We start from the raw sequence: 16,340 nt of genomic DNA on the forward strand, positions 1-16,340 counted from the left end.
TCGTATTGCTGAGTGAAACAGGTTCGGGGACGGAATGGACAAGGCATTCGTGAAGGGATTGCGGCTGATCGAGGCCATGGCGGCCAGTGACGGCGCCCGCGGCGTGACCGATCTCGCCAAGCAGCTGGAACTGACCAAGAGCAACGTCCACCGGCTGCTCACCACGCTGTCCGCCCATGGCTACATCCGGCAGGACCCGGCCAGCAGCGGTTACGAGCTGACCACGAAACTCTGGGAACTGGGCAGCAAGGTCGTCGGACGGCTTGACCTGACCAAGGTCGCGCGCCCCGCGATGGAACGGCTCGCTGCGCTCACCGGGGAGACGGTGCACCTGTCCGTGCTGGAAAACGAGGATGTGGTCTATCTCGACAAGATCGAAAGCTCGCACCACATCCGCGCCTATACCAGCGTCGGCCAGCGGGCGCCCGCCTATACGATGGCCACTGGCAAGGCGATGCTCTCGACCCAGCCGGATGCCTATCTCGAACGCTACCGAAACCGGCTCCAGCCTTTCACGGAATACACCGTCACCACGATGGATGCGCTCTACCGCGACATCGAGGAGGTGCGCCGCACGGGCTATGCGCAGGTGCTCCATGGCCAGTGGCGCACCGGGATCGCCGCCTGCGCCTGTCCGATCCGCGGGCCGCTGGGGGACCTCGCGGGGGCCATCGGTGTCTCGGGGCCCGATACGCGGGTGCAGCAGGCGGAACTCGATGCCTTCGCGCCCCATGTGGTGACCGCAGCGCAGACGATCTCGCGCGCGCTCGGCTACACGGGCGAGTAGAGCCACCGTCGCCCTCAGGCCACCGTCGTCCGCTCCACCAGCTCCACCGGCACGGCAAAGCGCGTGGGCGGGGCCTCGGCCGGGCGGTCGATGGCCTCCAGCGTGGCGGCGGTGAGCGCGTCGAGCGACTGGCGGATCGTGGTCAGCCCGTGGGAGGACCACTCCGAGATCGGCGCATCGTCGAAGCCGATGACCGAGAGGTCGCCGGGCACCGACAGCCCCAGTTCATGCCGCGCCGTGTTCAGCACGCCGAGCGCGATTTCATCCGTCACGCCGAAAATCCCGTCGAGCCCCGGCCGCGCCAGCAGGCTGCGCGCCGCCTCGACCCCGGTGGCATAGGCATTGGCCCCGTCGGCCCATGTGGTCACCGCGACGCCCCGCGCGGCCATGACCGCGCAGAAGGCCTCGGCCCGGGCCTTCTTGGCCGTGGTGCGCGAGCCCGAGACCACCACCGCCACCCGGCGGCAGCCCGCCGCGATCAGCCGCTCCGCCGCCAGCCGTCCGCCCCGGGCGCTGTCGGCGAGGATCAGGTCGGCCTGCGTGCCCTCGGGCGGGGGCGGGCGATTGATCAGCACCATCCGTGCCCCGTTCTGGGCGCAGAGCCGGATCAGGTCATCGGGCGCGGCCCCGGAGAGCAGCACCACGTTGCGCACCCGGTAATCCAGCAGCCGGGCCAGATGTTCGGAGACATCCGCCCCGGCGGTGGCGGTGTTCATCAGCAGGCATTGCAGCCCGCGCCCCTGCAAGGCGCAGGAGAGCGCGTCAAGCTGCGCCGCGATATAGGGGTTGGAGAAATTGCCGCCCACGAGGCCGACAAGGTCGGAGCGGTCCTGATGCAGGGTCCGCGCCAGCCGGTTGACCCGGTAGCCCAGTTCCTCCGCCGCCGCATGGATCCGCTTGCGCGCGGCCTCCGAGACGGCGGCGCCGGGGGTGTAGGCCCGGCTGACGGCAGAGCGGGACACGCCCGCCAGACGCGCCACGTCCGCGGCCGAGACGAAGCGCGGCTTTGTCATGCCGGGATCAGGCCGCGGTCCAGCGCCGCGCGGGCAAGGGCGATCATCGGCGGCAGGGGATAGCTCTCATCCTGTCCGCGGACCTGCCGCAGGTGGTGCAGCGCCGCGTCCAGCGTCGGGAAGGCCTCGCGCCGCCGCATGTGCAGCCAGAGCGCCAGCACGGTGACCGAGCGTGAGCGCCCGCCCCGGCAATGGACCAGCAGGCCGCCCTTGGCGTGCGGCGGGTAATGCGGCTTGCCGGGCACGTAGACGCGCGCCAGCCCGTCCACCAGCTGCACGGCGGCGGCCAGCATGGCTGGATCGTTGCCGGGCCCGTCGAGCATCCCGATCTGGTAGCGCCGCACATGGACCCCAGAGGGCAGCTGCACCGGCCCGGGGAAGATGTTGATGGCGAGGTTCAGCGTCGCGGTGATGCCCGCCGCCTCCAGCGCCTGCGCATCCTCCGCCGCCGTCAGGTTGCCAAGCCAGAGCTGCGTCAGCCCCGGTTCCGCCGCGCTGACCGGGAACAGCAGCGGGCGGGCATCCTCCAGCGCCTCGGCCTCGGGCGTGGCATCGGGGAGGAAGTGGCGGGTGGTCTCGGTCATTCTCATACCTCTGCGCAGGTCGCGCGGTTCAGTCTGTCCCCGAGGGCGGCCACAAGGCGTGGCGCCGCGTCGAGGTCGAGGAAGGCGGGCAGCACCTGCCGCGCACCGGTGGACTGCGCCAGCGAGACGAGGTCATCGAGGCGGGGGTGGACGTTCCAGCCCATCCATTCTGCCGCACCGCTGGCGATCATGCCATGGGCCGGGCTGCTGCGCGGCACGTGGGAGGAGAAGATGAAGCGGAAGCCGGTGCGCCACCGCAGCGCGGCGGGCAGCCCGTGTTCCGCGTTGGGGCCATCGGCGACGATCACCATGCCGGGGCGGGCGGTGTCCTCGGTCACGGCCTTGGGCAGGGCAAACCCCAGCCGGGCGCATTCGGCGGCGATCACCGGGCAGGCGTGGACGGTCAGCCCGGCCTCGGAGAGCCCCGCCACCATGTCCGGCCCGCGCCCGTCGGCGGGGCAGGGCAGCACGGCCCCGCCACGCGCCGCGCGCGCCAGCCGCTCGATCTGGTCGGCGAGCGCCTCGTCCCGGTCGCCGTAGGAGGCATCGGCCAGCACGCTGGCGGCACGCGGGAAGGGATCGCAGGAGAGCAGCGCGCCCTCGGTGCTGAAATCGCCGGTATAGAGGAAGCCCCCCGCCTCGGTCTCGAAGCGCATCCAGATGCCACCGGGCGCATGGCCCGCGCGGCCGGTTTCCACCGTCAGCCCTGCCACCTCGGCCAGGCCCGTTTCGGGTAGGGCCTGCGCACTCGCGGGGCGGGTGCCGTTCAGCTGGCGCAGGCATTCCGCGCTTGCCAGCACAGGGGGCGATCCGATCTCGTCGAGCCGGTTCAGGGCCCCTGCGTGGTCGATATGGGCATGGCTCAGCAGCACCGCATCCACCCGGCCCGCGCCGGAGAGGTCGGGCACTTCGCCCACCTCCAGCCCCGCGCCGAGGTCCAGCAGCAGGCGGCGGTCGTCGATTTCCAGCAGGAAGATCGCGGCGCTCTTGCGCCCGATCCCGCTGAGGGCGGTCAGTCGCGCCATGGCAGCACCCCCTCGGGCAGGCGGCGGCCGAAAGCGAGGCTCAACCCCATCAGCGCCAGCACCAGCAGCACCATCAGGCAGCCCACCGCCGCGGCCAGCGTGGAGGACCCGGCCTCTTCAAGGAAGATGATCATCGGCCCGATGGTCTGGGCCCGCGAGGAGACGAGCAGGACCGAGGTCTGGATCTCGTTGATCGCGGTCATGAAGACGAGGATGCCCGCCGCCGTGGCCGCAGGGGCGACCGAGGGCAGGATGATCGTGCGCAGCCGGGTGAAGATGCCGGCGCCTGCCAGTTGCGCGGCCTCGTCCAGCGCCCGGTCGATCTGGGCATAGCCGCCGAGGACCGGCCGCAGGGCGAGGGCGAGGAAGTTCGAGAAATAGGCCGCGAGGATCACCCAGACCGTGCCATAGAGCCCGGTGCCGATGAAGGGGAGCGGGCGCAGGAAGAAGAGGATCATGGCCACGCCGATGATGATGCCCGGCAGCGCATAGGCCAGTTCCGAGGCCAGCCGCAGCAGCTTGGCCACCCAGCCGCGCCGCCACGTCAGCACGTAGCCGAGGGCGACCGCCACCGGGATCAGCACGGCAACGGTGGTGCAGGTGATCCAGAAAGAGGTCACGAAGGCCTCGCGGATGCCCTTGTGGTGGAAGAGCGCGTTGGCGAAGTTCTCGAAGGTGATCGTCTCGGCGCTCAGCGGCTGGCCATAGCCGCGCACGAGGGCGGCGGCGAAAAGCGCGCTCAGCGGCAGGGCGAGGCAGACCAGCAGGTAGCCCCATGCGGCGAGGCCCACGGGCCATTGCCAGCGGCCGAGGCTCATCCGGGGGGCGCGGTGCGCGCTGTCGACCCGCTGGTCGCCCTTGCGGCCCAACCACGCGGTCAGGGTCATGCCGATGACGGTCAGCACCGCCAGCAGCAGCGCCAGCAGCGCCATGTCGTTGAGCGCGGAGGGCCCGTAGGAGTTCAGCCGGCGATAGATCATGGTGATCAGCGTCTCGACCCGCGCGGGAATGCCCAGCATGGCCTGGATGCCGAAGTTCCCGATCGAGGAGACGAAGGCGAGCGCGGCACCCGCAAAGACGCCGCCCCGGATCAGCGGCAGGATGATGTCGCGGATCACCGCGCCCCGGCCCGCGCCGTTGGAATGGGCGGCCTCGATCAGCGCGGCGGGCAGCCGTTGCAGGCTGGCCCGGACGGACAGGAACACCAACGGCGCATTGTAGAGCCCCAGCAGGAAGATGATGCCGCCCATGGAATAGAGCGGATGGCGCGTGCCCGGCGGCAGCGACAGCCCGAGCGCACCCAGAACGGGGCTCGAGGGCGAGAAGGCCTGCACCCAGGCCAGCGCGGTGACCTGCGGCGGGATCATAAGGGGCAGCACGAAGCCGAAGACCCAGAGCGTGCGGGCGCGCATGTCGGTCAGCGTGGTCAGCAGCGCGGCCAGCGTGCCCGCGACGGTGGCAAGGCAGGTGGCGGCGACGGAAATCCAGATCGTGTTGAGCGTGGCCCCCACGACGCGGCGCCCGCCGAGGATGTCGGCGATCCGGCTGGCATCGAACTGGCCCTGCGGAAGAAGCGCGGCCCAGGCGAGGCGGGCCAGCGGCGCGATGGAGAGGACGCCCACGAAGAGCACGAGCGCCAGCATCAGGGCGGCTTCGCCCGTCAGCCATCGCGGCAGCCGAAGCGCCCGCAGGGGGCGCTTCGACAGGGTTTCGGTCAGGCTCACAGGCTCAGAACCCGAAGATATCGGCGAACTTGGCGCGGACCTCTTCGTTGGTCTTCACCGCCTCGTCGGCGTCGTAGCCCAGCAGGGTCAGGTCCTCGATCGCGGGATAGCCCTCGGGGCCGGCGACGCCGGGCAGGATCGGCAGGTTGCCCTGCTTGGCAACCAGTTCCTGGCCTTCGCGGCTCAGCAGGAAGTCGATGAAGAGCTTGGCGGCCTCGGGCTCATCGGTGGTCGACATGATCGCGGCCGGTTCGGTGATGAAGGAGACGCCGTCCTTGGGGGTGATGTAGTCCACCGGCGAGCCGTCGGCCTTGGCGCGCAGGGCGTTGGCGTCGACGATGATGGCGTATTTCGCCATGCCCGAGGCGACGGCCTTGGTCGCCGGGCCATTGCCGCCCTCGGGGACGATGTCCAGATCGGCGAGGCCTTCGTAGAAGTCCCAGCCGATGCCGTCTGCGTTGATCAGCGCGTGCAGGTGGTTCAGCGCGGCGCCGGAATAGAGCGGCGAGGGCACGGCGATCTGGCCGCGGTTCTCTTCCTTGAGCAGGTCCATCCAGCTCTCGACCGGCTCGGCGGTGTTGGTGTTGAAGGCGATGCCCGTGGTCAGCGCCTTGGTGCCGAAGAAGGTCATGTCCGGGTCATAGGTGGCGGCATCGTAGTCCGCGACGGGCGCCTCCGGGTAGGCCATCAGGTGCCCGCCGGCCTTCAGTTCGCCGAGGTTGATCACATCGGCCACCAGCAGCACGTCGGCCTGCACCTGGCCGGCCTCGATCTCGGCGCGCATGACGTTCATCAGGGCCGAGGTGCCGTTGCGGGTCCATTCCACGGTGATGTCGGGATGCGCCGCTTCGAAGGCGTCCACGGTTTCCTGCGCCTGTTCCGGCGCCTGGCTGGTGTAGAGCGTGAGCGTGGTTTCGGCATAGGCCGCCGAGGAAAGCAGCGTGGCCGCGAGGGTGAGGGAGGCGAGTTTCATGTCTCTGTCCTTGGTTCGGGTCAAAGGAGGGGAGGAGGGTCGTCAGGCGGCTGCGTCGGGAATGACCCAGCCGTCGCGCAGGGCGAGGGTGATCCGCTGGCCGCGCGTCAGCGAGGCGGGGGCGGCGATGTTCACGGAGAGGGGCACATGGCCCCCGGGGCCCGCCATGACCTCGGCGCGCAGGTAGGCGCCGCGATAGGTCGCGCGGGTGACATTGGCTGCGATGCCCTGCGTCTCGGTCAGGTGCAGGTCACCGGGGTGGAAGGAGATCTTGGCCCGCCCCCGGGCGCGTTCGCCCGGTGCGCAGCGCAGCTCGACCGGCTGGCCCATGAGCGAGGCGGCGGCGCGGCCATTGCCGAGGAGGCGGATATCCTCCGCCTCCAGCACGCGGCCCTCGCCGATGAAGCCCGCGACGGTCTCGGATGCAGGCTGGCTGAAGAGCGCCTGTGGCCGGTCGAACTGCAGGATGCGGCCCGCGTTCATCACCGCCACCCGGTCGGCAAGGGCGAGCGCCTCGGCCTGGTCGTGGGTGATGTAGAACATGGTCGCACCCGAACGGGCGTGGAAGGCGGCAAACTCCTCCTCCAGCGCGCCGCGCAGGTGCACGTCGAGGTTGGCCAGTGGCTCGTCCAGCAGGACGACGCGGCTTTCCATGGCGAGGCAGCGCGCCAGCGCCACCCGCTGCCGCTGCCCGCCAGAGAGGTCGGCGGGGCGTCGGTTCGCCAGCGGGCCAAGCGCGACGAGGTCCAGCACGCGGGACACCCGTTTCGTGCGCTCGGCCCGGGGGATGCCGGCGATCTTGAGCCCGTAGGCCACGTTCTGAGCGACGCTCATATGCGGCCAGAGGGCATAGTTCTGGAAGACCACGCCAATGCCGCGGCTTTCGGGCGGGACATGGGCGCGGGGCGTGGAGACCGCCTCGCCGCCGATGGCGATGGCGCCCCCGTCGAGCCGCTCGAACCCGGCGAGGCAGCGCAGAAGCGTGGTCTTGCCACAGCCCGAGGGCCCCAGCACGGCGACGAATTCGCCCGCCTCGATGGCAAGGGAGACGTCCTTCAGCACCTGCGTCGGGCCGAAGGATTTCGAGATGGCGTCGATGCGGATGTTGCTCACGTCGGGTCCTGTCTGCTGTCACTGCACAGCTGTGCAGTCGGTGCGGCAGATGTGCCCGGCGCAGGCAACAGGTCGGTGACGGCCCTGTGACGGTTTGGTGAAGATCGGCCCGGATCATGTCCGGATCACACTTGGAGTCCGCGGGCAGGGGCGCATTCATGAAATCGACACATGATGGCAATCGGAAACCGGCCTCTAGGCTAGTTTTCGCCCGTTCCTATCTGGAAGGGAGACCCGGAGCAGAAAGACAGGGGCAACAGGCCGCCATGAAGAGAATACTCGTGATCGGGGCCGACGGGGGTATTGCCCGTCAGGCCACCCGCGCCTTCGAGGCGCGATTCGACTGTGCCCCCACGCTTTACGTGTGCGATGCGGGTACCCTTGCGGACAGCCCGCACCCGGTGATCGAGGGGGCGGCGTCCGACGGGGCCGCTTTGCGCGCGGCCATGCAGGGACAGGACGTGGTCTTTGCCAACCTGTCGCAGGACATTCCGCAGGCGGCTCAGGCCATCGTGGAGGCCATGTGGGACAGCGGGCCGACCCGGCTGATCTTCGTCACCCGCATGGGGATTCACGACGAGGTGCCCGACATGCTGCCCTCTGCGCGGCCCTGTGCCAGCCTCGACCCGCACCGGGAGGCGGCGCGGATCATCGAGGGCTCGGGTCTCGACTACACCCTGGTGCGCCCGGGGCGGCTGACCGACCGGGCCGAGATCGCCTATGCCACCACCCGCCGGGGCGAGCCATTTGCCAATCCCACCGGGAAGGTCTCCAACCGTTCGGTCGCGAACCTCGTGCTGCGGCTGGCGACGGAACCCGGCTTTGGCCGGGGCGAGAGCTTCGGCGTGCACGCGCTCTGAGGGACACACGCAAACGGGCGCCCGCAGGCGCCCGTCGATCCCCGCCGCGTGGGCAGGGCATGTCTCGGATTGCTCACATCGCGAAGGAGGTCCCGCAGCCGCAGCTGGAGGTGGCATTCGGGTTCTCGATGACGAAGCGCGCCCCGATCAACTCGTCGGTGAAATCGATCGTGGCCCCAGCGAGGAAGGGCAGCGAGATACTGTCCACCACGACCTTCTGGCCCTTGCCCTCCAGCACGAGGTCATCCTCGGCGGGGGCATCCAGCGTGATCTCGTACTGGAAGCCCGAGCAGCCGCCGCCTTCGACGGCGACGCGCAGGGCCTGACCCTGGGTGTCCGCGCCGATCTCGGCGAGGCGGTCGAAGGCGCGATCGGTCACTTGCGGCGGCAGGTTCATGGTCTGGTCTCCTGACAGGACGGGGTCGGGTCGAGCGGGGCGTGGAGGGCAGGCAGGGCGCGTGGTGCTTCCGGCCGGCGCTTTTTGCCAACTCTTTTTGCATGTTACGTCCCCGCAATATAAGGGGTGCACTCAAGGGCGACAAGAACGCCGGACAGACTGAACGTGGGACTTTGACATGCGTGCCTCCTATGCCTCCGACCCGGCCCTGACCCGTGGGCGGCTCTTCCCGGAGGAAGAGAGCCATTTCCGCTCGCCCTTCCAGCGCGACCGGGACCGGATCATCCATGCCTCGGCCTTCCGCCGGCTCAAGCACAAGACGCAGGTCTTCGTGGAGCACGAGGGCGATTACTACCGCACGCGTCTGACCCATTCCATCGAGGTCGGACAGGTGGCGCGGACCATCGCCGGCACGCTGGGCCTGAACCAGGAGCTGACCGAGGCGGTGGCGCTGGCCCATGATCTCGGCCATCCGCCCTTCGGCCACACCGGCGAGGACGCGCTGGAAGAGCTGATGGCGCCCTACGGCGGCTTTGACCACAACGCGCAGGCGATCCGCATCGTGACCAAGCTGGAACGCCACTATGCCGAGTGGGACGGGCTGAACCTGACCTGGGAAACCCTCGAAGGCATCGCCAAGCACAATGGCCCGGTGGGGGGCGAGATCCCCTGGGCGCTTGCCGAGTACAACGCCCGCCACGATCTGGAACTGCACACCCACGCCAGTGCCGAGGCACAGGTGGCCGCGCTCTCCGACGACGTGGCCTACAACAACCACGACCTTCACGATGGCCTGCGGGCGGAGCTCTTCTCGACCGACGAACTTGCCGAGATGCCGATCCTCGACACCTGCTTCGCCGAGGTCGACAAGAAGTATCCCGGCCTCAACTACTACCGCCGCCGCCACGAGGCGCTGCGCCGCTTCTTCGGCGTACTGGTGGAGGACGTGATCTCGGTCTCGCAGGCCAACCTGAAGGAGCTGAAGCCCCAGCGGGTCGAGGACATCCGCGAGGCGGGCCGCATGATGGTGCAGTTCTCACCGGGGATCTGGAAGGACCTGAAGGTGGTGCGGGAGTTCCTCTTCCACCGCATGTACCGCGCCCCCGACGTGGTCGAGACCCGGCGTATCGTCACCCAGATGGTGCGCGACCTCTTCCCGCTCTTCATGGCCCAGCCGGAACTGCTGCCGAAGCAGTGGCGCAAGGACGTGGAGGAGATCGCGGGCGACCAGACCGCGCTGGCCCGGATCGTCAGCGACTACATCGCCGGCATGACCGACCGTTTCGCGATCCAGGAACACGCCCGCCTGCTGGACGGGCCGGGGCTGGACGTGCTGCGCGGCTCGGGCCCGGGCCGCGTGCGCCAGGGCTGAACGGCAAGCTCGGATTGAGTATTTGTAGAAAGATGAAGACCCCGGAGATCGCCTCTCCGGGGTCTTTCACATCCACTGTTCCCAAATATCCTCGGGGGGAGGCCCGCAGGGCCGGGGGGCAGACAGCCCCCTCCCACGGCCGACTTCCGGGGCCAGTCTCAGGCGCCGTAGGTGCCGCGCAGCGCGAGGGCGGCGGCGAGGATCTGCCCCGTGGCAGCCTCGGCTTCCGTGAAGGGCGCCCCGCCGCGCAGGAAGTTGATCGTCCCGATCACCTGGTCGGCGCGGATCACCGGCACGTTCAGCACCTCCGTCAGGCCGAGCCCGAGGATCGTCTCGTGGTCCGAGAAGGCCCAGGCGATGTCATCGGGGCCGGAGCCGAGGTTGGGCCGGCGCTGCACCAGCACCTTGGTGCCCCACTCGGTGTCGCGCTTGGGCTTGCGGCCCGAGACCGGGTAGACATCGGGCATCGAGGAGAAGAGCCGTTCCACCTCCATCGCATCTTCATGGAACCGCATCGCGGTGAAGAGCCCGTTGGGGATTGCCGCATTGCAGAGCGCAAGCGCCTCGTCCTGCGCGACGGCGGGGTCCATGATCCGGGCGAGCGTCTCGGTGAAGGCGGTCATGCGGTCTCTCCTGTGGTGGCCGTGCCCGCGCGGCGCGGATCGGCGATGGCGATGGTGGTTCCGGCCTCGCGCAGCGCGACGCAGAGGCCGCCGGCCTTCCACGTCAGCGCGGGCCATGGCTCGAGGTCGTGGCCCCGGGCGGCAAGGTCGGCCTGTTGCGCCTCGGGCAGGTCGGCCTCGTAGAGCACCTTGTTGGGGTGCACGTCATGGGGCGCGAAGCTGCCCGGATAGGCGTAGGTCGCCACGCGGGGCGCGTTGATCGCGTCTTCCAGCGGCAGGCCGAGGTCGAGCATCTGCACCAGCACCTGCGTCATCGCCTGCACCTGCACGTCACCGCCGGGTGTGCCCATGGCTATCCAGGGCTTGCCGTCCTTCAGGGCGAGGATCGGGTTCGGCGTCAGCCGGGGCCGCTTGCCGGGGGCGAGCGCGTTCAGGTGGCCGGGGATTGCGCGGCTCTGCGACCCGCGGGAGGAGACGGAGAGCCCGGTGCCGGGGATCACCACGGTGTCATAACTGGGATCGGAGGGTGTGGCGGAGAAGATGTTGCCCGCCGCGTCGATCACGCTGACATGGGAGGTATCGGCGCAGCCCGCGCGGAAGACCGGCGTCTCGCCACTGTCGGTGACGGGGGCGGGGGCCGCTCCGGGGGCAGGGGCCGCGTCCCCGGGGGCGGGCAGGGGATCGGAGGTGCCGGTGATCGTCGCGAGGCGGTCGCGCAGGAAATCGGGGGCGAGCAGGGCGCGCTCCTCCACCTGCATGTAGCGCGGATCGGTGACATAGGCCTCGCGGTCGGCGAAGACCCGTTTCAGCACCTCCAGCAGGAAGTGCAGGTCCGGCGCGCCGTCCTTCACGGTGGCCCCGGGGCCCGCCGCCTCGATCATCGAGAGTGTCTCGGCCATGGAGATGCCCTGACACCATGCGCCGCAGCAATGCACTTCGGCCCCGCGGAAGGCGACCTTGTGGGTGGGCTCCTCGCGGACCTCGTAGGTGGCGAGATCCTCTGCCGTCATCAGCCCGCCGTTCCGGGTGTGGAAGGCCACGATCTTCTCGGCGATCGGGCCCTCGTAGAAGGCGGCGCGGGCGGCATCGAGGCCGGCAAGGCGATCCCCGCCTGCGGCCAGTGCGGCGGCCTCGGCGTCGATCATGCACTGAAGCGTGCGCGCGAGGTCGGCCTGAACGAAGGTCTCACCCACCTTGGGCGGCTGGCCATCGGGCAGGAAGATCGCGGCGGTGGAGGGGAAGCGGCGGTATTTCTCGACCCGTGTGGCGACGAAATCGGCGAAGAGCGGGTAGACCTCGAACCCGTCGCGGGCGGCCTCCAGCGCATCCTGCGCGATCTCGGCGAAGCTGCGGGTGCCGTGGCTGCGCAGGGCCTTGATCCAGCTTGCCGGGGCGGCGGGGATCACGGTGCGCAGCAGGCCCTCGGGGACGTGATCGCCATGGGCGGCGTGCATCGCCTCGACATCCGCCGCGGCGGGCCAGGGCCCCACGCCGTCATAGCTGGTCACCCGGTCTTCACCGGCAAGGTACATCACGATGGGCGCCACGCCCGCGACCGACACCAGATCGGGCTGCACCACCCCCAGCGTCAGCCCGGCGGCGACGCCCGCGTCGACCGCGTTGCCGCCCGCCTTGAGGATTCGCTCCGCCGCCTGCGTGGCGCGGGGATGACCGGAAGCAACCGCCCAAGTCTCGCTCATGTGCCTGTCCCTGTATAACTTTCTGTGTATATACAGTGGATATTGATTAACTACGTAGTTGACAAGATCAAAACTATTCTTTCTACCATAGTTTTCATGAGCGAACCGATGACCAAACTCTCGCTGGAGCCGCTGGTGCAGGCCTGGGAAGCGCAGGACAGCGCGGCCCCCGGGACGACGAAATATGCCCGCCTGGCCGGGGCCTTCGGCGACTGCATCGAAAGCGGCGCCTATGCGCCGGGCGATCACCTGCCGGGCGAGACCGAGATCTGCGCGGCGCTGCCGCTGGGGCTCTCCACCGTGCAGAAGGCGCTGTCGCAGCTGGTCGAGGAGGGGCTCATCGTGCGCCGCCGCAAGGCGGGCAGCTTCATCGCCGATCAGCGCCACCAGGTGCCCGAGGTCCACGTCTACCGGTTCCGTGATCCGGTGAGCGGCGAGATCCTGATGCCCTTCACCCGCATGGTGGGCGTGCACCGTGTCGCCACCGCCGAGTTCGGCCCGCTGCTGACGGGCTTTGGCTGCGAGGAGGCGATCCGCATCGACCGGATGGTCTGGGTCACCGGCGAGCCGCCGGCGTTTTCCTCGCTCTTCCTGCGGCCGGAGCACGGCGGGCACCTGCCGGGCCAGTCGCTGGAGGCGCTGCACGGCATCTCCTATCACCGGCTGCTCTGGGAGGACTTCCGCGTCCGGACCCACAGCGTGCGCCACTCGGTCTGCGCCGACCTGCTGTCGCGGCAGGCCTGCGCCAGCCTCGACCTCGCCGCGCCCCACGTGGGCATGGTTTGGGATGCCTACGAGGAAGACCGCGCGGGCAAGTTGCAGCTCGTCCAGCGGTTCGAACTGCCCCGGGGCCACAGGCCCATGGAACTCATCGAAGCGAAGGCCGGGTTCTGATCCGCGCCTCGCTCCCGTCACCACCAACAACCGAATGACCAACAGGAGAACGACATGAAACGCACCCTCATGATGACCGCATCGCTGATGATGCTGGCCGCCCCCGCCTTCGCGGAGTGGAACCCCGATGGGCCGATCCGCCTGTGGATCGGCTATGGCGCCGGCGGCGGCACCGACGTGCAGGGCCGGACGCTCGCCAAGGAGATCGAGGCCAAGCGCGGCTGGCAGGTGATCCCCGAGAACAAGGCCGGTGAAGACGGCACCGTGATGTCGGCGCAGCTGAAGGGCGAAGAGCCCGATGGCCAGACGCTGGGCTTCGCGATCACCACGACCTACGACTTCGCGCCGATGAACTCGGACAACCTCACGCCCGAGGATTTCACCTACATCACCACCACCGCAGGGTCGCAGATGGCCGTGCTGGCGCGTGCCGAAAGCGGCTGGACCTCGATCGAGGACATGGCGGCAGCCGCGGCGGCCGGGGAACAGATCGTCTGGGCCAACTGGGGCACCCAGGTGGAAGCCGGCGCCGAGATCGTGGCCCGTGCGCTTGGCATCGAGGTCAACCACCTGCGCACCAAGGGGGGCCGCGGCGCGCTGAACGCGCTCGTCTCCATGGATGCGAACGTCGGCTGGGGCGGTGGCGTCCAGAAGCCGCTGGTCGAAGCCGGTGAACTGGTGATCCTCGCCTCCGCCGAGAACGGTCCGGTGGCCCTGGCGCCCGAGCAGCCCACGCTGAAGGACCTCGGCGTAGAGCTGAACCTCGGCTACCAGTACATCATCACCGCGCCCGCCGGCATGTCCGACGAGATCCGCGACGAGATCGCCGGTGTCGTGGCCGAGATCCTCGCCGATCCGGAAAGCGAAACCCGCCAGTTCATCGAGAAGCAGTATCCGCCCGCGCCGATCGTCACTCAGGGCGCAGAGCTGCGCGAGCAGATCCTGACCACCTATGACGCCAACGTCGCCATGATGAAGGCCCTCGCGGAATGAGCGAGCGTCCCGTGGAAACCGATGCCGCCCCTCAGCGGGGCGGCCGCTGGAACCTCTGGCTCGGGCTTGGCACGCTGGTCTTCGCGGCCGTCTGCCTGCTGATCTGGTTTCCGCGGGACATCGGCAGCGGCTTTCTCCAGACCAACCTTACGGGGCGTCTGGTGCCGGGCGATGCCTTCTTCCCGATCCTGCTGGTGGGGCTCATGGTCCCGCTGGCGCTGCTCCTCGTCTTCAGCCAGCTGCGCGGCGGGACCGCCCGCGGCGGCGAGGCAGTGGGGGACATCAGCGGCGCGAACCTCCTGTTCCTGCTGCGCGCGATCCTCTTCGTCACCATCTCCCTTCTGGTGATGAACTGGACCGGTCCGGCGCTGGTCTGGTTGACCAACACGCTGGGCCTGACCGAGGTCAGCGGCTACCGCGCCGTCTCCGGCACCTTCCCCTTCCGTGCCAGCGGCTTTTTCGTCGGCGGCACGCTGCTGACCTCGGGCTTCATCCATACCACGCGGCACAGCCTGCGCCCGCGCGACGTGCTTGTCGCGGCGCTGACCACCGCCTTCCTGATCCTGATCTTCGACGGCCTGCTCGACAACGTGCAGCTGCCGCCCAACGCCGACCTCTGAAGGACATTTCATGGACCTCGTGCTGCAATATATCGGCCTCGGCGTGACCTCTGTCTTCACCGGGGCAGAGGGCGGGCTCTGGCTCATGCCGCTGGCCATGGTGGTGGTGGGCGTGCTGGTGGGCATCCTCGTCGGTGCCACGCCGGGCCTCTCGGGGCCCTTTGCCATGGCCATCGCCCTGCCGGTGCTGGTCTCGGTCTTCGGCTATTCGAACGAGGCGCTCTATCCCGTGCTGGGCTGCCTTGTGGGGATCATGAAGGGCGCCACCGTGGGCGGCGCCGTGCCCGCGATCCTCTTCAACACGCCCGGGACACCAGATGCCTTCCTGACCACGCTCGACGGCAACCCGATGGCCCGCAAGGGGCTGGGGCGCAAGGCGATCCAGACCGCGCATTTCTCCTCCGTGATGGGCGACAACTACTCGGACATCGTGCTCTTCGTGGCGGCCCCGATCATCGCCGTGACGGTGGAGCGGGTGCTGGGCCTGCCGGAGAAATCCGCGCTGATCATCCTGTCGCTGTGCTTCATGGCCGCCGTGGTGGGCGGGGCGCCGCTGAAGGGGCTGATCGGCGGGCTTCTGGGCATGTTCGTCTCGCTCGTCGGCTCGACCCTGTCGGGCAACGGCCCGCGGCTGACCTTCGGCATCCCCGAGCTTGGCGGCGGCCTGCCGCTGACCTCCTGCGTGCTGGGTGTGCTGGTCCTGTCCGAGGTGCTGATCTCGATCGAGGACATGCGCAACGAACGCCGCCGGCAGACCACCCTGCCCGAGGCGCCCGAGATGGGCCCCAGGCTGACATGGGGCGAGCGCGGGCGCATGCTGCCCGGCATCCTGCGCGGCGCGACCATCGGCACGCTGATCGGCGCGCTGCCCGGCATCGGCACGACCACTGCCGCGACGCTGAGCTACGACACTGCCAAGCGCCGCTCGAAAGAGCCCGAGACCTTCGGCAAGGGCAATCCGCAGGGCGTCGTGGCGACGGAATCCGCCAACTCCGCCGTGTCGGGGGCCAACCTGATCCCGGTGATGAGCCTTGGCATTCCCGGCAACTTCGCCGCCGTCTTCATCATCCTCGCGGTCGAGACCATCGGCGATTTCGCCTTCGGCCCGCAGGTCTTCCGCTTCACCCCGATCCGCGAGATCGAGGGCTTCGACACGATCCTGAACAAGGACCTCGTGATGGCCTTCGGGCTCTTCACCATGATGGTGATGGCCAATGCCGTGAACTGGACCGTGGGCGGCGTCCTGATGGGGCTTCTGGGCTACCTCGTGCGCATCCCGAAGGACGTGATGCTGCCGGTGATCCTGACCGTGTCGCTGACCGCGGCCTATGTGCAGGACGGTGGCTACCTCGGGCTGCTGAGCGCCTGTGGCTTCGCGGTGATCGGCTACGGCCTGCGGCGGCTCGAGATCTCGATCCTGCCTTTCGTCATCGGCTTCCTGCTGGCACCGACGCTGGAGGGGCTGGTGCGCGGGGCCTATACCGCCTCGGGCGGGGATGCGCTCTTCCTGCTGAAATCGCCGATCGCCCTGGTGATGCTGGCGCTCTCGGTCTTCCTGCTGGTGCGCATGGTCCGGCAGGCCCGGCGCGCCTGAGCCCGCGGGCGGCGCGGGGCCCCGCATCCGCACCGCCTTGAATCCGCCCCGCGATTAATCGAGCGAAC

The 16,340-nt window shown here is 69.2% G+C and carries 16 protein-coding genes; 7 read left to right on the forward strand and 9 right to left on the reverse strand.

The genetic code is table 11. The features are described from left to right. Positions 1-34 precede the first annotated feature (34 nt). Positions 35-787, forward strand: coding sequence for an IclR family transcriptional regulator (locus ACX9MO_RS16305; protein WP_224820044.1), 753 nt, complete (start codon positions 35-37; stop codon positions 785-787). A gap of 14 nt (positions 788-801) precedes the next feature. Here the strand turns inward: ACX9MO_RS16305 and ACX9MO_RS16310 are convergent, their stop codons facing one another. The 6 genes from ACX9MO_RS16310 to ACX9MO_RS16335 are packed head-to-tail and all read right to left on the reverse strand — an operon-like array spanning position 802 to position 7,219. Further along, positions 802-1,800 carry a LacI family DNA-binding transcriptional regulator gene (locus ACX9MO_RS16310; protein WP_462212601.1) on the reverse strand — a complete coding sequence of 333 codons (999 nt, stop codon included), beginning with the start codon at positions 1,798-1,800 and terminating at the stop codon, positions 802-804. After that, positions 1,797-2,384 (reverse strand): dual specificity protein phosphatase family protein, encoded by a 588-nt coding sequence (locus ACX9MO_RS16315; protein WP_462212602.1) that lies wholly within the window; start codon positions 2,382-2,384, stop codon positions 1,797-1,799. Before ACX9MO_RS16315 ends, ACX9MO_RS16310 begins: the two co-directional genes overlap by 4 nt. Before the next feature lie 2 nt (positions 2,385-2,386). Continuing rightward, a complete protein-coding gene (locus ACX9MO_RS16320) occupies positions 2,387-3,409 on the reverse strand; it encodes an MBL fold metallo-hydrolase (RefSeq protein ID WP_462212603.1) in 1,023 nt (340 codons plus the stop codon). Next, on the reverse strand, positions 3,397-5,133 hold the full coding sequence (locus ACX9MO_RS16325; protein WP_462212604.1) for an ABC transporter permease: 1,737 nt from the start codon (positions 5,131-5,133) through the stop codon (positions 3,397-3,399). Before ACX9MO_RS16325 ends, ACX9MO_RS16320 begins: the two co-directional genes overlap by 13 nt. 4 nt (positions 5,134-5,137) lie before the next feature. Then, positions 5,138-6,106, reverse strand: coding sequence for an ABC transporter substrate-binding protein (locus ACX9MO_RS16330; RefSeq protein ID WP_462212605.1), 969 nt, complete (start codon positions 6,104-6,106; stop codon positions 5,138-5,140). A gap of 42 nt (positions 6,107-6,148) precedes the next feature. Then, on the reverse strand, positions 6,149-7,219 hold the full coding sequence (locus ACX9MO_RS16335) for an ABC transporter ATP-binding protein (protein WP_462212606.1): 1,071 nt from the start codon (positions 7,217-7,219) through the stop codon (positions 6,149-6,151). Positions 7,220-7,485: 266 nt separating this feature from the next. On the opposite strand from ACX9MO_RS16335, the gene ACX9MO_RS16340 reads away from it, so the two are divergent. Further along, positions 7,486-8,079 (forward strand): NAD(P)H-binding protein, encoded by a 594-nt coding sequence (locus ACX9MO_RS16340; protein ID WP_462212607.1) that lies wholly within the window; start codon positions 7,486-7,488, stop codon positions 8,077-8,079. 73 nt (positions 8,080-8,152) lie between these two features. On the opposite strand, the gene ACX9MO_RS16345 is transcribed toward ACX9MO_RS16340, so the two are convergent. Further along, on the reverse strand, positions 8,153-8,476 hold the full coding sequence (locus ACX9MO_RS16345; protein WP_222489666.1) for a HesB/IscA family protein: 324 nt from the start codon (positions 8,474-8,476) through the stop codon (positions 8,153-8,155). A 178-nt stretch (positions 8,477-8,654) separates the two neighbouring features. Between ACX9MO_RS16345 and ACX9MO_RS16350 the strand changes: the two genes are divergently transcribed. Continuing rightward, positions 8,655-9,848 carry a deoxyguanosinetriphosphate triphosphohydrolase gene (locus ACX9MO_RS16350; protein ID WP_462212608.1) on the forward strand — a complete coding sequence of 398 codons (1,194 nt, stop codon included), beginning with the start codon at positions 8,655-8,657 and terminating at the stop codon, positions 9,846-9,848. A gap of 158 nt (positions 9,849-10,006) precedes the next feature. Here the strand turns inward: ACX9MO_RS16350 and ACX9MO_RS16355 are convergent, their stop codons facing one another. Beyond that, on the reverse strand, positions 10,007-10,471 hold the full coding sequence (locus ACX9MO_RS16355) for a GAF domain-containing protein (RefSeq protein WP_462212609.1): 465 nt from the start codon (positions 10,469-10,471) through the stop codon (positions 10,007-10,009). Then, complete coding sequence (locus tag ACX9MO_RS16360) at positions 10,468-12,171, reverse strand: gamma-glutamyltransferase family protein (protein WP_462212610.1); 1,704 nt, start codon at positions 12,169-12,171, stop codon at positions 10,468-10,470. Before ACX9MO_RS16360 ends, ACX9MO_RS16355 begins: the two co-directional genes overlap by 4 nt. A 96-nt stretch (positions 12,172-12,267) precedes the next feature. On the opposite strand from ACX9MO_RS16360, the gene ACX9MO_RS16365 reads away from it, so the two are divergent. Genes ACX9MO_RS16365 through ACX9MO_RS16380 form a run of 4 tightly spaced genes read left to right on the forward strand, consistent with a single transcriptional unit; the run spans position 12,268 to position 16,272 of the window. After that, positions 12,268-13,065: a GntR family transcriptional regulator gene (locus ACX9MO_RS16365; RefSeq protein WP_462212611.1), complete on the forward strand. Its 798-nt coding sequence runs from the start codon at positions 12,268-12,270 to the stop codon at positions 13,063-13,065. A 54-nt stretch (positions 13,066-13,119) separates the two neighbouring features. Beyond that, a complete protein-coding gene (locus tag ACX9MO_RS16370; RefSeq protein ID WP_462212612.1) occupies positions 13,120-14,058 on the forward strand; it encodes a tripartite tricarboxylate transporter substrate binding protein in 939 nt (312 codons plus the stop codon). Beyond that, a complete protein-coding gene (locus tag ACX9MO_RS16375) occupies positions 14,055-14,678 on the forward strand; it encodes a tripartite tricarboxylate transporter TctB family protein (RefSeq protein WP_222489671.1) in 624 nt (207 codons plus the stop codon). The genes ACX9MO_RS16370 and ACX9MO_RS16375 overlap by 4 nt, the downstream gene beginning before the upstream one ends. A gap of 10 nt (positions 14,679-14,688) precedes the next feature. Next, on the forward strand, positions 14,689-16,272 hold the full coding sequence (locus ACX9MO_RS16380) for a tripartite tricarboxylate transporter permease (RefSeq protein WP_462212613.1): 1,584 nt from the start codon (positions 14,689-14,691) through the stop codon (positions 16,270-16,272). The last annotated feature ends 68 nt before the right edge of the window (positions 16,273-16,340 follow it).

Source organism: Pseudooceanicola profundus (assembly GCF_054919315.1).